Origin of the sequence: Trinickia sp. EG282A, from assembly GCF_040965455.1 — a bacterium.
GTDB lineage: Bacteria > Pseudomonadota > Gammaproteobacteria > Burkholderiales > Burkholderiaceae > Trinickia > Trinickia symbiotica.
Window position 1 is genome coordinate 68,284 of sequence record NZ_JBFRCC010000001.1, and the last position, 15,538, is coordinate 83,821.

13 protein-coding genes and 1 pseudogene are annotated in these 15,538 nt (G+C 64.9%); 7 read left to right on the forward strand and 7 right to left on the reverse strand.

The window, feature by feature from the left end; all coding sequences use genetic code 11:
• Positions 1–25 precede the first annotated feature (25 nt).
• On the reverse strand, positions 26–1,393 hold the full coding sequence (ffh, locus tag AB4Y31_RS00340) for a signal recognition particle protein (RefSeq protein WP_368672217.1): 1,368 nt from the start codon (positions 1,391–1,393) through the stop codon (positions 26–28).
• 85 nt (positions 1,394–1,478) lie between these two features.
• On the opposite strand from ffh, the gene AB4Y31_RS00345 reads away from it, so the two are divergent.
• The 7 genes and pseudogenes from AB4Y31_RS00345 to AB4Y31_RS00375 all read left to right on the forward strand — a co-directional run bounded on the left by AB4Y31_RS00345 (position 1,479) and on the right by AB4Y31_RS00375 (position 9,371).
• Positions 1,479–2,405 carry an inner membrane protein YpjD gene (locus AB4Y31_RS00345; protein WP_368672218.1) on the forward strand — a complete coding sequence of 309 codons (927 nt, stop codon included), beginning with the start codon at positions 1,479–1,481 and terminating at the stop codon, positions 2,403–2,405.
• 29 nt (positions 2,406–2,434) lie between these two features.
• Positions 2,435–2,743, forward strand: a complete 309-nt coding sequence (locus tag AB4Y31_RS00350) for a PP0621 family protein (RefSeq protein WP_368672219.1) — start codon at positions 2,435–2,437, stop codon at positions 2,741–2,743.
• The gene (gene ampD / locus AB4Y31_RS00355; protein ID WP_368672220.1) at positions 2,743–3,357 is read left to right on the forward strand and encodes a 1,6-anhydro-N-acetylmuramyl-L-alanine amidase AmpD; all 615 of its coding nucleotides are present in this window, start codon (positions 2,743–2,745) and stop codon (positions 3,355–3,357) included. The genes AB4Y31_RS00350 and ampD overlap by 1 nt, the downstream gene beginning before the upstream one ends.
• Positions 3,358–3,835: 478 nt before the next feature.
• Positions 3,836–6,829, forward strand: a complete 2,994-nt coding sequence (locus AB4Y31_RS00360; protein ID WP_368672221.1) for a ribonucleoside-diphosphate reductase subunit alpha — start codon at positions 3,836–3,838, stop codon at positions 6,827–6,829.
• 286 nt (positions 6,830–7,115) lie between these two features.
• Complete coding sequence (locus tag AB4Y31_RS00365) at positions 7,116–8,348, forward strand: ribonucleotide-diphosphate reductase subunit beta (RefSeq protein ID WP_368672222.1); 1,233 nt, start codon at positions 7,116–7,118, stop codon at positions 8,346–8,348.
• Between the two features lie 82 nt (positions 8,349–8,430).
• Positions 8,431–8,767 (forward strand): annotated as a pseudogene (locus AB4Y31_RS00370) (hypothetical protein).
• A gap of 25 nt (positions 8,768–8,792) precedes the next feature.
• Positions 8,793–9,371 (forward strand): histone H1-like DNA-binding protein, encoded by a 579-nt coding sequence (locus tag AB4Y31_RS00375; RefSeq protein WP_083925552.1) that lies wholly within the window; start codon positions 8,793–8,795, stop codon positions 9,369–9,371.
• 104 nt (positions 9,372–9,475) lie between these two features.
• Here the strand turns inward: AB4Y31_RS00375 and AB4Y31_RS00380 are convergent, their stop codons facing one another.
• From AB4Y31_RS00380 to accC, 6 genes are all read right to left on the reverse strand, one after another.
• Entirely contained in the window at positions 9,476–9,952 is a 477-nt protein-coding gene (locus AB4Y31_RS00380) for a glycine zipper 2TM domain-containing protein (RefSeq protein ID WP_368672223.1), read from the reverse strand.
• A gap of 39 nt (positions 9,953–9,991) precedes the next feature.
• A complete protein-coding gene (locus AB4Y31_RS00385) occupies positions 9,992–10,930 on the reverse strand; it encodes a carbohydrate kinase family protein (RefSeq protein WP_368672224.1) in 939 nt (312 codons plus the stop codon).
• Between the two features lie 88 nt (positions 10,931–11,018).
• Positions 11,019–11,519, reverse strand: a complete 501-nt coding sequence (gene tpx, locus AB4Y31_RS00390) for a thiol peroxidase (RefSeq protein ID WP_368672225.1) — start codon at positions 11,517–11,519, stop codon at positions 11,019–11,021.
• Positions 11,520–11,604: 85 nt separating this feature from the next.
• Positions 11,605–13,017 carry a DUF3426 domain-containing protein gene (locus AB4Y31_RS00395; protein ID WP_368672226.1) on the reverse strand — a complete coding sequence of 471 codons (1,413 nt, stop codon included), beginning with the start codon at positions 13,015–13,017 and terminating at the stop codon, positions 11,605–11,607.
• 101 nt (positions 13,018–13,118) lie between these two features.
• On the reverse strand, positions 13,119–14,039 hold the full coding sequence (gene prmA / locus AB4Y31_RS00400) for a 50S ribosomal protein L11 methyltransferase (RefSeq protein ID WP_368672227.1): 921 nt from the start codon (positions 14,037–14,039) through the stop codon (positions 13,119–13,121).
• Between the two features lie 42 nt (positions 14,040–14,081).
• The gene (accC, locus tag AB4Y31_RS00405) at positions 14,082–15,449 is read right to left on the reverse strand and encodes an acetyl-CoA carboxylase biotin carboxylase subunit (RefSeq protein WP_368672228.1); all 1,368 of its coding nucleotides are present in this window, start codon (positions 15,447–15,449) and stop codon (positions 14,082–14,084) included.
• Positions 15,450–15,538: the final 89 nt, after the last annotated feature.

Sequence of the window (15,538 nt, forward strand, 5' to 3'; positions counted from 1 at the left end):
CGGCGACGATCGCCGTGCACCGCGCTTAGCGCATCCCCGGCAACATGCCTTTCATGCCGCGCATCATCTTTTGCAGGTTCCCGCCCTTAAGCTTTTTCATCATCGTGCGCATCTGCTCGTATTGATTGAGCATCCGGTTGACCTCCTGCACCTGCACGCCCGCGCCCGCGGCGATGCGGCGCTTGCGTGTCGCCTTGATGAGCTCGGGCTTCGCGCGCTCGGCCGGCGTCATCGAGTTGATGATCCCTTCCATGCGACGCATCTGCTTTTCCGCCTGGCTCATGTCGGCGCCGGCCGCCGCTTGCTGAAACTGCGCGGGCAGCTTGTCCATGAGCGTCGAGAGACCGCCCATGTTCTTCATCTGCGAGAGCTGCGCGCGAAAGTCGTTGAGATCGAAGTCGCCGCCTTTCTTGACCTTCTCGGCGAGCTTTTGCGCGGCCTTTACGTCGACGTTGCGCTGCGCTTCCTCGACGAGCGCGAGGATGTCGCCCATGCCGAGGATCCGGTTTGCCATGCGGTCCGGATAGAAAATCTCGAGCCCGTCGAGTTTTTCTGCCACGCCGACGAACTTGATCGGCTTGCCCGTGACGTGCCGCACCGAGAGTGCTGCGCCGCCGCGCGAATCGCCGTCGAGCTTGGTCAGCACGACGCCAGTCAGCGGCAGCGTGTCATTGAACGCTTTCGCGGTGTTGACGGCGTCCTGGCCGAGCATCGCGTCGACGACGAAGAGTGTTTCGGCTGGCTTCAGCGCCGCGTGCAGCGCGGCGATTTCCTGCATCATCGCCTCGTCGATGCCGAGCCGCCCCGCCGTATCGACGATCAGCACGTCGTGATAGTGGCGCTTCGCCCAGTCGACCGCCGCGACGGCGATATCGACGGGTTTCTGATCCGGCTGCGACGGGAAAAAGTCGGCGCCGACCTGCTCGGTGACCGTCTTCAGCTGCGCGATGGCGGCCGGGCGATAGACGTCGCACGATACGGTCAGCACCTTCTTCTTGTACTTCTCGCGCAGCAGCTTCGCGAGCTTGCCGACCGTCGTCGTCTTGCCGGCGCCTTGCAGGCCCGCCATCAAGATGACCGCGGGCGGCGTGACCGCAAGATCGAGCTCCGCGGCGTGACCTTCATAGTCGCCGCCGATCACGGCGGTGAGCTCGCGCTGCACGACGCCGACGAGCGCTTGCCCCGGCGACAGGCTGCCGAGCACTTCCTCGCCGACCGCCTTTTCCTTGACCTTCGCGATGAAATCGCGGACGACGGGCAGGGCGACGTCGGCTTCGAGCAGGGCGAGGCGCACTTCGCGCAGCATTTCCTGCGTATTCGCTTCGGTGAGTCGGGCTTCGCCGCGCAGCGTCTTGACGACGCGCGCCATCCGTTGGGTAAGAGTGTCGAGCATGGGAAGCGGGCGAAAGAGAAAGAGAGCGTCGCGGGCGCGCTTGACCAGCCAGGCGCGCGCAAATGACTAGTGTAAACTCGGGAATATGGACATTGTACTGTATGCCCTTACCGCGCTCCTTTACGGCGGCCTCGCCGCGGCGGCGTGGCGCGCCTGCTGGGTGGCCGCGACGGGGGGGCTCGACGCGCAGCGGCACGGCATGTTCTCGAGCGTGCCGCCCGTGCCGGCGGCGCCCGCGCTTGCGGCGGCTTCGGGCATGACGGCACCGGGCCGCGTGTTGCTCTTCGTTGCGCTCCTCGCGCACGGCGTGCTGCTCCACATGACGATCTTCCCGCACGACGCGATGGTGTTCGGCTTCGCGTTCGCGCTCTCGGCCATGTTCTGGCTCGGTTCGGGCATCTACTGGATCGAAAGTTTCTTTCTGCCGCTCGACGGGCTGCGCCTGCTCGTGCTGCCGCTCGCCTGCGTCGCGTCGCTGCTGCCGCTCGCGTTCGGGGGCGTGCGCGTGCTTCCGTACGCGGCCGCGCCGCTCTTCAAACTGCATTTCATCATCGCGAACATGGCTTACGGGCTTTTCGCGATTGCCGCGCTGCACGCGGTGCTGATGCTCTTCGCGGAGCGACGTCTCCATGCGCTGCGCGGCGCGCTCGAGCGCAGGCCTGCCGCCGGCTGGATCGCGGGCTGGCTCGATACGTTGCCGCCGCTATTGACGCTCGAGAAACTGCTGTTCCGGATGATCGGCGCCGGGTTCGCGCTACTGACGCTGACGCTGCTTTCCGGCGCGCTTTTCAGCGAGCAATTGAAGGCGCGCGCGCTCACGTTCGATCACAAGACTGTCTTTGCGATCCTTTCGTGGCTCATGTTCGGCGCGCTGCTCACGGCGCGCAAGATCTCGGGTTGGCGAGGCCGCGCCGCGCTGCGCTGGGTGCTCGCGTCGTTCGTCGCGTTGCTGCTCGCGTACGTCGGCAGCCGCTTCGTCTTCGAGGTGCTGTTGCACCGCCCCGTCGTCTAATCTCACGGCAACGCGCTCGCGTTTCCCCTATGCGACAACTTCTCCTTCTCATCCTGCTCGTCTTCGTCGGACGTTGGCTCATGAAGACGATTCGCGCGGCCGAAGCCGCCAGGGCGTCGGGCGCAACCGGCGCTGGGTCCACGGGCGGGCCGCGGACTGATCGACGAGACCCGTTCCGCGCGCGGCCGGCGCAGGCCGCCCCCTCTCTCGCGGAGCCGGTCGTACGCTGCGCGGCCTGCGGCGTGCATGCGCCGAAGAGCGAGTCGCTCTTCGCCGAGGGGCAGTATTTCTGCTGCGCGGAGCACGCCCGCCGTCATGCGGCGCGCGCGGCGCGGTGATGAACGAAAGTCCCCATCGCCCACCGGTGCCGGCGCGAGAGTGGGTGGTCGGCGACGACGGCTGGGTGCGCGGTGCGCGTGCGCTGCCATCGCCGAACTACGAAGCGCGCCCCGAGGGCACCGTGCCGACGCTCATCGTCGTTCACAACATCAGTCTGCCGCCCGGCGAGTTCGGCGGCGAAGCGATCGGCGAGCTGTTTCAGAATCGCCTCGATTGCTCGGCGCACCCGTACTATGACGCCCATCTGCGCGATCTGCGCGTGTCGTCCCATTTCCTGATCCGCCGAGAAGGGGCGCTCGAGCAATTCGTTTCGTGCGACGCGCGCGCCTGGCACGCGGGCGCCTCGAGCTTTTTCGGCCTGGAACGGTGCAACGACTTCTCTATCGGCATCGAGCTCGAAGGTACCGACCACGTCCCGTTCGAGCCCGAGCAGTATGGAGCGCTCGCAGCGCTCGTGAGGATACTCGTCGCCCGCTATCCGATCGAAGCGCTCGCCGGACACTCGGACGTCGCGCCTGGCCGCAAGACGGACCCCGGTCCGTGTTTCGATTGGCCCCGGCTCGCGCGCGACGCCGGACTCGCCGATCGGTATTTCCCCTATCGACATCGTTGAGCAAACGTATGCGCGGTTTGCCCCGTGCCCGGAAAGCCGCGCCGCCTCTTGCGTTCGGGCGAAGTCCTTGTCCGGTCTCGACTGACGAAAAGTCAAGGGTTCGACCGCAAATAAACCTTTTGGCTAGGCCAATTGGGTCTACTATACTTGGTATCAGCGTTACACAAACTCACTAGATATTGTGTCGAGACGCCGGCAGCGCTCCGAATCGGGCGGGGCGCCGCGGTATTCGAAGGCGTCACGAAAGATGCGGGCCGAAGGCGTGGGCAACAGGTCCGACGCCTTGGCCTTCGGGGAAAAAGGACGCAGGAAACCTGCAAGAAGAAATGACGAAGGCCATCGTCCATCACGCATTGCCAGATCTGGCAGCCAAATTGCGTCTCTTCTTTCTCCGCACCTCATCGTTCGCGCTCGGGGTGGCGCGGCGGTTGTTCCAATCCGCGGGTTGTCCGCAAATCAGAGATCAGGAGCTTTGCATATGCAAACGACCGACAACATGACGAGCCAGCACGAGAGCGCGCCGGTAGGCCGCGCCGTCGGTGCCGCAGCCTCCGCGAATGCGCTTGCGCCACAGGCGACGTTCGCGGATTACAAGGTAATTCGCCGTAATGGCAGCGTCGTGTCGTTCGAGCCGTCCAAGGTCGCCATCGCGATGACGAAGGCGTTTCTCGCTGTGAACGGCGGGCAGGGTGCCGCGTCGGCGCGCGTGCGCGAGCTCGTCGAGCAACTCACGCAAAACGTCGTCCGTGCGCTCGTGCGCAGCCGGCCGAACGGCGGCACGTTTCATATCGAAGACATCCAGGATCAGGTCGAGCTCGCGCTGATGCGCGGCGGCGAGCACAACGTCGCCCGCGCCTACGTGCTGTACCGCGAGAAGCGCAATCAGGAACGGGCGCAGGCCCATGAAGAGGCGGGCCAGGCGCCGGGCTTGAACGTCGTCGACAACGGCGTGACGCGTCCGCTCGACATGCGGGCGCTCTCGGCGCTCATCGAATCGGCTTGCGAGCATCTCGGCGACGCCGTGAGCGCCGAGCCGATCGTCGCCGAGACCGTCAAGAACCTCTACGACGGCGTGCCGATGAGCCAGGTCTACGATTCGGCCATCCTCGCGGCGCGCACGATGATCGAGAAGGACCCGGCGTACAGCCAGGTGACGGCGCGCATCCTGCTGCACACGATCCGGCGCGAGATCCTCGGCGAAGAGGTGACGCAGCACGAAATGGCCGAGCGCTATGTCGAGTACTTCCCGCAGTTCGTGAAGCGCGGCGTCGAGGCCGAGCTGCTCGACGAGAAACTGCTGCAATTCGACCTGAAGCGCCTCGGCGCGGCGCTCGACGCGAGCCGCGACCTGCAGTTCGGCTACCTCGGCCTGCAGACACTCTACGATCGCTACTTCCTGCACGTCGAAGGCACCCGCATCGAAATGCCGCAGGCATTCTTCATGCGAGTGGCGATGGGCCTCGCGCTCGACGAAATCGACCGCGAGGCCCGGGCGATCGAGTTCTACAACGTCCTCTCGACGTTCGACTTCATGAGCTCGACGCCGACGCTCTTCAACTCGGGCACGCGCCGCTCTCAGCTCTCGTCGTGCTACCTGACGACGGTCGCCGACGATCTGGACGGCATCTACGAGGCCCTGAAGGAAAACGCGCTGCTCTCGAAGTTCGCGGGCGGCCTCGGCAACGACTGGACGCGCGTGCGTGCGCTCGGCTCGCACATCAAGGGCACCAACGGCAAGTCGCAGGGCGTCGTGCCGTTCCTGAAGGTCGTCAACGACACGGCCGTCGCGGTCAACCAGGGCGGCAAGCGCAAGGGCGCCGTCTGTGCCTACCTCGAGACGTGGCACCTCGACATCGAGGAGTTCCTCGAGCTGCGCAAGAACACGGGCGACGACCGCCGCCGCACGCACGACATGAATACGGCGAACTGGATTCCGGACCTCTTCATGAAGCGGGTCATGGAAGCCGGCGAGTGGACGCTCTTCTCGCCGTCGACGTGCCCCGATCTGCACGACAAGTTCGGCGCCGACTTCGAGGCGGCTTACACGGCCTACGAAGAGAAGGCGGCCCGTGGCGAGATCAAGCTGTTCAAGAAGATCCCGGCGCAGCAGCTCTGGCGCAAGATGCTCGGCATGCTGTTCGAGACGGGGCACCCCTGGATCACGTTCAAGGATCCATGCAACGTGCGCTCGCCGCAGCAGCACGTCGGCGTCGTCCATTCGTCGAACCTTTGCACGGAAATCACGCTGAACACGAGCGACACCGAGATCGCGGTCTGCAACCTCGGCTCGGTCAACCTCGTCGCGCATATGGTCAAAGCGGCCGACGGCAGCTACACGCTCGACCACGACAAGCTGAAGCGGACGATCAGCGTGGCGATGCGCATGCTCGACAACGTCATCGACATCAACTATTACGCCGTCTCGAAGGCGCGCAACTCGAACTTGAAGCACCGTCCCGTCGGCATGGGCATCATGGGCTTCCAGGACTGCCTGCACCTGCTTCGCACGCCGTACGCGTCGGATGCGGCCGTCGAGTTCGCCGACCGTTCGATGGAAGCGGTGTGCTACTACGCTTACTACGCGTCGACGGAGCTCGCCGAGGAGCGCGGCCGCTATTCGAGCTACCGCGGCTCGCTCTGGGACCGCGGCATCCTCCCGCAGGACACGCTGAAGCTCCTCGAGGAGGCGCGAGGCGGCTACGTGGAGGTCGACGCCAGCGAGGCGATGGACTGGGCGTCGTTGCGCGCGCGCATCGCCACGCACGGCATGCGCAACTCGAACTGCATCGCGATCGCGCCGACGGCGACGATCTCGAACATCATCGGCGTCTCCGCCTGCATCGAGCCCACGTTCCAGAACCTCTACGTGAAGTCGAATCTGTCGGGCGAATTCACGGTCGTGAACGACTACCTCGTGCGCGACTTGAAGGCGCGCGGGCTTTGGGACGAAGTGATGGTCGCCGACCTGAAGTACTTCGACGGCTCCCTCTCGCGCATCGATCGCGTGCCGGCGGACTTGCGCGCGATCTATGCGACGGCGTTCGAGGTCGATCCCAAGTGGCTCGTCGAGGCGGCCTCGCGTCGCCAGAAGTGGATCGATCAGGCCCAGTCGCTCAACATCTACATGGCGGGCGCATCGGGCAAGAAGCTCGACGAGGTCTACAAGCTTGCCTGGCTGCGCGGCCTCAAGACGACCTACTACCTGCGCACGATGGCGGCGACGCACGTTGAGAAATCGACGGTGGCGCATGGCGCGCTCAATGCGGTGCCGATGAATGAAGGCGGCGTTGGCGGCCAGGGTGGTGGCGCGGCCGGCGGCTTTGGCGCCGTAGGCGGCGCGGGTGGCGTGACGAGCGGCGCGGGCGGCTTCAACGCAGCGCCGGCCGCGGCCACCGCGCCGGAAGCAGACGGTCCCGTTTGCATGCTGCGTCCGGGCGACCCGGGCTTCGACGAATGCGAGGCCTGCCAGTAACGGCCGACGCGCGAGATGAAGTCGTGCGCCGTGCGCGATGCGCGGCGCATGACCGGAGCAATCGCGAGCCCTCGATGAGGGGTGGCTTCGAGGTCACTCGAGCGGATGAACGAGCATCATCGACTCGCATTGCTCGCACACTCGACAACGTCGATCGAACGAAGCTGCGATCAAAGTGTTGTATGCACGTTGCAGCGTCAATCGAAAAGAGCGATTTTCATGAGCGAACCCTTTTATCGCTCGTGAAAAGATGGTACAAACCGATCTAAATTGATGGTGAGAATTTATGCTCAACTGGGATGACGAGACGACTGCCGTAACTCCCTCGAGCGGTTCGCAATCGAATGCGTTGCGTAACCCCGCGGGGTCGGCTGTCGGAGCGCAAGCAGCGACGCACCGCGCGACGCATGCTCCGGTGGCGCAAGACATCTTCTCGGGCGACGTCGCCGTTGCCCCTTACGTGGAGCAGCCGGTGCGCGCGAGCGAGGCGCCCGCCTCCGAAGCGCGCGTGAACGTTGCCGACAAGCGGATCATCAACGGCCGCACCGACGTCAACCAACTCGTACCGTTCAAGTACAAGTGGGCATGGGAGAAGTACCTGGCCGGCTGCGCGAACCACTGGATGCCGCAGGAAATCAACATGTCCCGCGACATCGCGCTCTGGAAGGACCCGAACGGGCTCACGGAAGACGAGCGTCGCATCGTCAAGCGCAACCTCGGCTTCTTCGTGACGGCCGACTCGCTCGCCGCGAACAACATCGTGCTCGGCACCTACCGGCACATCACGGCGCCCGAGTGCCGGCAGTTCCTGCTGCGCCAGGCGTTCGAAGAGGCGATCCATACCCATGCCTACCAGTACATCGTCGAGTCGCTCGGTCTCGACGAAGGCGAGATCTTCAACGCCTATCACGAGGTCAAGTCGATCCGTGAGAAAGACGAATTCCTGATTCCGTTCATCCATACGCTGACCGATCCCGCCTTCAAGACCGGCACGCTCGAAGCGGACCAGAAGCTCCTGAAGTCGCTGATCGTATTCGCGTGCGTGATGGAGGGACTGTTCTTCTATGTCGGGTTTACGCAAATCCTCGCGCTCGGCCGGCAGAACAAGATGACGGGCGCGGCGGAACAGTACCAGTACATCCTGCGCGACGAGTCGATGCACTGCAATTTCGGCATCGACCTCATCAACCAGATCAAGCTCGAGAACCCGCATCTGTGGACGTCCGAATTCCGCGAGGATATCCGCGGACTGTTCCGCCACGCGGTCGATCTCGAGTATCGCTACGCGGAGGACACGATGCCGCGCGGCGTGCTGGGGCTCAATGCGTCGATGTTCAAAAGCTATCTGCGCTTCATCTGCAACCGCCGTTGCCAGCAGATCGGACTCGACCCGCTGTTCCCGAACGAAGAGAATCCGTTCCCGTGGATGAGTGAAATGATCGACTTGAAGAAGGAGCGCAACTTCTTCGAGACGCGAGTCATCGAGTATCAGACCGGCGGTGCGCTGTCCTGGGAATGACGACGGCGTGCATCGCGAACGAAATGGATGGGGTCGCCGCGGCACAGGCCGCGGCGCGCAGGACTAGGAGCACAAACGCCTGATGCAAAGCATGGCCGGCGGCAGGACCGCCCACAAACATGACAGGCACTTTGCGAACCCTTCAGTGGGATGGGCGAACTACCCCCCGAAAAAACCGGTGGCCGAGGCCTTGCCGCCATCGGCTCGGCTCAAGCGAATTCCGGCAGGCGCAAGCGCGATGCGCTTGGCTGCCGACTCGATCTGGCGTGCTGCACCCGACGGTGCCGCACGCCTTACCGCATTCATTAGCGTAAGCGCGTTGCATTCGCGTACGCCGATGAATAGCCCGCTTCGCAGCGCGCGCCCTGACCGGTGCGCAGCGGGAAGCGGGTTTTGAAGAAGGGTGTAGTTCAATCTGACTATCGAAACCTGAAGGAGAAAACAATGGCAACTGCCAAGAAGAAACCCGCCGCGAAGAAAGCCGCTCCGGCCAAGAAAACCGCGGCGAAGAAGGTTGCGGTGAAGAAGGTTGCAGCGAAGAAAGCCGCTCCGGCCAAGAAGGTTGCAGCGAAGAAGACCGCCGTGAAGAAGGTTGCGGCCAAGAAGACCGCCGTGAAGAAGGTTGCGGCGAAGAAGGCCGCCCCGGCCAAGAAGACCGCAGCGAAGAAGGTCGCGACGAAGAAGGTCGCCGCGAAGAAGGCAGCTCCGGCCAAGAAGGCAGCCGGTAAGAAGGTTGCGGCGAAGAAGGCTGCGCCCGCGAAGAAGGCTGCTGCCAAGAAGGCCGCGCCTGCGAAGAAGGCTGCCGCGAAGAAGGCTGCGCCCGCGAAGAAGGCTGCTGCCAAGAAGGCCGCCCCCGCGAAGAAGGCTGCCCCTGCGAAGAAGGCTGCCGCGAAGAAGGCTGCGCCTGCTGCCCCCGCTGCGCCTGCGGCTCCCGCGGCTCCGGCGGTTACCTCGAGCACGGCTCCCAAGTCGACGCTCAACCCCGCTGCGGCTTGGCCCTTCCCGACTGGCAGCCGTCCGTAAGCGCTGTCGTCGCGAGTGCGGCGCATTGCGCCCACTCGTTGATCGAAGCCCCGTCGCTGGTGTTATCGGCGGCGGGGTTTTTTCATCCGCAATGCATCAACGCGTCAATGCGTGACGCGCGTCACGCCGCCGCTGGATAGCAGACGAACGCGTTCGCCGGCCTGGAAGACCTCGCCTGTCGCCGCTTGCGTAATTGCGCGCAAGTCTCCGTTGTCGAGGCGCACCGTAATTTCGACGCCGTTCTTCTTCGCGACGCCGTTTTCGATCGCGTTACCCGCCACCGCGCCCGCGAGGCCGCCAACGATGGCCGTCAGGATCGAGCCCTTGCCGCCGCCGATCGTGCTGCCCGCGACCGCGCCAACGGCGCCGCCGCCGAGCGCGCCGAGACCGCTTGGCTGGCCGTTGTTAGAGACGATCGTCACCGCGCGCACGCTCTCGATCGTACCCATACGGACGGTCGCTTCGCGCTGCGACTGATCGGCGTTGTAGACGTCCGCGGAACTGCTGTTATAGGCGCACCCCGTTACCGCCAGCATGCCGGCGAGCATCGCGGCGAGCGCCAGACGAGCCGATGTCTTCATGTTCTTTTACTCCTACTCCAGTGGCACTGTGGTTGCCGTTCACCGCAGGCTATAGCCGAACGCCTCGGCGAACCGCGTGTCGATTTCATCGCGAGAGGGCGCATAGGTTTGCGGACCGGCGTGCTCGATTTTGAGCGAGCCCATGAGGCTTGCCAAGCGGCCCGTCGTGGCCCAATCCATGCCGTTTTCGATGCCGTGGAGCAGGCCGCCGCGAAAGGCGTCGCCGCAGCCCGTCGGGTCGACGACGCGCGCGGGCGCGACGGCCGGAATCTCCTCGCACCGGCCCGCGTGGTGAATATGGGCCCCGTTTTCGCCGTATGTGACCACGAGCGCGTCGACGTGGCTGGCGATTTCCTCGAGCGACCAGCCGGTCTTGTTGCTGACGAGCTTCGCTTCGTAGTCGTTGACCGCGACGTAATCGGCAAGTTCAATTGCGCGGCGCAGCGCTTCGCCGGTAAAGAGCGGCAGGCCTTGACCCGGATCGAAGATGAACGGCACGCCAGCCGCCGCGAGTTTTTCCGTGTGCTGGACCATGCCTTCGTAGCCGTCCGGCGCGACGATGGCAAGCGTAATGCCGGATGCTTCGTCCGCGCGGTTCAGATGCGACTGCATCATCGCGCCCGGGTGAAATGCCGTGATCTGGTTGTTGTCCAGATCGGTCGTGATCATCGCCTGCGCCGAATAGGTGTCGGGCACGACGAGGACGTGATCCTTCGCGAGGCCGAGATGGTCGAAGCGATCGAGATACGGTTTTGCATCCATCGAACCGAGCGTCGCCATGATTCGCGCGTCGCCGCCGAGCAGGTTCAGCGCGTATGCAATGTTGCCGGCGCATCCGCCGAACTCGCGGCGCATCGTCGGCACGAGAAAGCTGACGTTCAGGATGTGGACTTGCTCGGGCAGGATGTGGTCGCGAAACCGGCCCTTAAAGGTCATGATGTTGTCGTAGGCGAGCGAGCCGCAAATCAGCGTAGCCACGGCGAAGGTTCCTCTGGTCGGGATTGTTGGTAGCGGATGTAAAAGCGCCGCGCTCGTGGGCGCGGCGTCTTCGCGATGTGCGTGGCCGTTACTTGAGCGCAGCGAGCGCCGCGTCGTAGTTCGGCTCGTTCTTGATCTCGCTGACGAGTTCGGCGTGCAGCACCTTGTCGTCCTCGTCGAGCACGACGACGGCGCGCGCCGTCAGACCCGTGAGCGGGCCGCTCGTGACATCGACGCCGTACGCCTTCGCGAACTCGCGGCCGCGGAAGGTCGAGGCCGTGACGACGTTCTCGATGCCCTCGGTCGTGCAAAAGCGCGACGCGGCGAACGGCAGGTCGCCCGAGATCACGATGACGACCGTGTTCGTCAGGTTCGCTGCCGCTTGGTTGAACTTGCGCGTTGACGTCGCGCAAGTCGGGGTATCGAGGCTCGGCACGATGTTCAGCACTTTGCGCTTGCCGGCAAAGTCGGCGAGCGTCAACGGCTTGAGATCCTTGCCGACGAGCGAGAACTCGGGCGCGTTTTGGCCGGACGACGGAAAGGTGCCGCCGACTTCGATCGGATTGCCACCCAGCGTGACTTGACTCATGTTGTGCTCCGGAAATTCGTTTCGGGTTGTCGCGGATGCGAGGGAATGGGCGCGGCCAACCGGTGACGAGACGCGCCCGCGATTGCTACGGATAAAAGATCTGCACGCGAAAATTCGTGGCGACGGCATTGCCGCTATCGAGCCTCACGATCATCGTCTGCGTCGTGTGCGGCGGCAGGCCCGCCGCGATCGGCGTGCCCGGCGGCGCATAGTCTTGCGGCCAGAGCACACGGCGAATCGCGATCTCGTTCTTCTCGTCGAACAGCGTCAGCTCGATGGCAGGGTAGGCCAGTGCGATGTTATAGCGGTTGCGCAGCGGCACGCGCAGCTCGAGCCGATGTGGCCCGTCGATCTGGCGAAGATCGGACGCTTCCACTTGCAGGCCGTCGATGTCGCGCGGTGGCGAGATTTGGCAGCCGAGATACGTGCAGACTTCGGCGAAGAGCGACTGCGACGACGGCCAATAAACCATGACCGTTTCGCGGCGCCACCAGGTGAGTTGCGCGACGAGCAGCACGGCGAGCAGGATCGAAAGGAACGCGCCGACGGCCCGCAGCCACCCATAGCGCGGCGCACCGGCGCGGGGCTCTCGCGTCACCTCGAACGGACGCGAGCGCTCTTCAGCTTGTGCCGCCAATGGCGGCACACCGGCGGGGCGAGCGCTCGCGGGCGGGGGCATCAGCGGCTCCGCCGGCGGCACGGAAAAGCGCGGCTCTCGGGGTTCGCGCTCGGTACGCCACGTAGCGGCCGGCGCGTCGCCGAGCGAGAGCTTCGGTTCCTCGTCGCGTTCGTCGCCAGGTTTTGAATGCGAGTCAGACTCACTGGCTGCCGGTTCACGCTCGGCCGGAGCAGGCGACGCGGCCGGAGCAGGCGACGCGGCCGCAGCGGCTGAAACGGCCGCTGTGGGCGCAGCCGGGTTGGCTGCGGTGCCGGCCGTCGCCTGCATGCGCTCGGCATGGGCCGGCGTACCCATTGCGCTCGGGGCTCGTGCTTGATTCGGTTCCGTCGATACCGCCGGTTCCCTCGGGGTTCGCAAGGTTTGCGGCGCTTCCGGCCCGCTGGGTGCAGGCGGTGCTTTAGCCGTCGGCTCGGCCGCCAGCGGTGACGCGAGCGTCGGCTCGCGCAACTCGTCGGCCACGATGTCGGCGAACGTCGAGGGCGGTGGTTGGACCGTCGGCGCCGCTTGTTCGGCCGTAGCCTCGTCGCGAGCCTCGCGTTCGGCAGGCTGCGCCGTGAATGCGCGCGGCGCGCCGTTTATGCGATCGAGGGGCGCGGCCTGGGACGCCGTCGGTGCCGCGCTCGATGCCTGCTGCTGGCGGCCCTGATCGCGCGCGCCGAAGTCGATCGTCGACGCGGCGCTCGGGTCGAGCAGGTTCTGCAACGCATCGAACACTTGATTGCAGTTCCCGCAGCGGACGCGTCCGCGCGTACGGGCAAGCTGTGCGTCCTGTACGCGGAAGACTGTTTCGCAGTGAGGGCAGCGGGTGGCAAGGACCATAGTTGGCACGCGAACTGGCCGCGGTGGGCGCAGGATGGATCGATACGCTCTATTCTAAAGTTTTTCGCGGCAGCGCCCCGGTGCGCGGCCTGCGTGGCGCTCTACTGCTTCGGCTCGTCGCTTGCGGGACGTTTCGTTCCTGTCAGGCAGACCCAGCCGTCGAGTTCCCGCCAGATGCACATGGTAATCCACGGCGCATAGGCCGCCGCCACTTCGTCCGCTTGCCGAGCGAGCACGCCCGATAGCGCCAACCGCCCGCCCGGCTTCACCTTCGACGAGAGCATCGACGCCATGAGCTTCAGCGGATTCGACAGAATATTGGCAACGACGGTGTCGAACTCGGTTGCGGGGCAGGCTTCCGGTAGCGCATAGGTGACGTCGGCGCGATTGCGGGCGCTGTTGTGGCGCGCCGATTCGACGGCCTGCGGATCGATGTCGATGCCGAAGACGGGATCGGCGCCGCATTTCTTCGCGAGAATCGCGAGGATGCCCGATCCGCAGCCATAGTCGAGCACCGATTGCCCGGCCACCACCGATTGCTCGAGCCATTCCATGCAGAGGCGCGTGGTCGGGTGACTGCCCGTGCCGAAGGCAAGACCGGGGTCGAGCTCCAGAACGAGGGCGTCGGGATCCGGCGCATCGTGCCAAGAGGGCACGACCCAGACTCGCTTACCGATTGCAATGGGTTCGAACTGCGACTGCGTGAGGCGCACCCAATCGGCGTCGGCCACTTCGCGCACCTGGAACGGCGGCACCGCGGCCAAGCCCACCGCATTGGCAGCGGCGGCGGCGAGCACAGCCGGATCGTGCTCCTCGGCGACGAGCGCCAGCACGCGCGAGTGCTGCCAGGCCGTCCGCTCGGGGACGAGACCCGGTTCGCCGAAAAGCGGCTGCTCGTCGGGCGTATCGGCGTCGGCATCCTCGACCGACACCGACAGCGCACCCAGTTCGAGGAGCGCGTCGGAGAGTGCCTCGGCGCGGGCCCGATCGAGCTCGACGATCAGTTCCCGATAGCTACTCATCACGGCTCCCGTTGAATGTGGGCGTGGGGAGGTATTCCACCATCAGACTTCTTCCGGCGCCGCCTGCTGCTTCTCCGCGAGCCGGTTCTCGAGGTAGTGAATGCTCGTGCCGCCTTCCATGAAGCCGCCGTCGAGCATCAGCTCGCGGTGCAGGGGGATGTTCGTCTGAATGCCTTCGACGACCATCTCCGACAGCGCAATGCGCATGCGGCGAATCGCCTGCTCGCGCGTCGTGCCGTAAGCGATCAGCTTGCCGATCATCGAATCGTAGTTCGGCGGCACGAAATACCCATTGTACGCGTGCGAATCGACGCGGATGCCAGGCCCGCCCGGCACATGCCAGGAGGTGATGCGGCCCGGCGACGGCGTAAATTTGAACGGATCCTCCGCGTTGATCCGGCACTCGATCGCATGACCGCGGAAGACGATATCGCGCTGCCGGAAGCCGATTTTCTCGCCCGCGGCAATGCGGATCTGCTCCTGCACGATATCGACGCCCGTGATCAGTTCGGTCACCGGATGCTCGACCTGCACGCGCGTGTTCATTTCGATGAAGTAGAACTCGCCGTTCTCATACAGGAACTCGAACGTTCCCGCGCCGAGATAGCCCATCTTCTTGCAGGCGTCGGCGCATCGGTCGCCGATGCGATCGATGAGGCGGCGCGGGATGTTCGGCGCCGGCGCTTCTTCGATGATTTTCTGGTGGCGCCGCTGCATCGAGCAGTCGCGCTCGCCGAGCCAGACGGCGTTCTTGAACGAATCGGCGAGAACCTGGATCTCGACATGGCGCGGGTTCTCGAGGAACTTCTCCATGTAGACCTGCGGATTGCCGAACGCACGGCCCGCTTCCTCACGCGTCGTATTGACGGCATTGACGAGCGCCGCCTCGGTATGCACGACGCGCATGCCGCGCCCGCCGCCGCCGCCGGCCGCCTTGATGATGACGGGGTAGCCGATCGCGCGCGCGATCTTGATGATTTCTTTCGGATCGTCGGGCAGGGCGCCTTCCGAGCCGGGCACACAGGGCACGCCCGTCTTGATCATCGTCTGCTTGGCCGTGACCTTATCGCCCATCATGCGAATCGTCTCCGGGCGCGGGCCGATGAACGTGAAGCCCGATTGCTCGACGCGCTCGGCGAAATCGGCGTTTTCGGACAGAAAGCCGTAGCCCGGATGGATCGCTTCCGCGTCGGTGACTTCGGCCGCGCTGATGAGCGCCGGCATGTTCAGATAGCTCTGCGGCGACGGTGCCGGCCCGATGCAGACGGCCTCGTCGGCGAGCTTCACGTACTTCGCTTCCTTGTCGGCCACCGAATAGGCAACGACGGTCTTGATGCCGAGCTCGCGGCACGCGCGCTGAATGCGCAAGGCGATTTCGCCGCGATTGGCAATGAGTATTTTTTCAAACATGGCGATGATTCGTCTCTTCGTTGGGCGCCACGCGGCCCGCGCGGGATGCGGGCGGCAAGCGTTGCGGCGCGGGGCATTGAAGCCCGGTT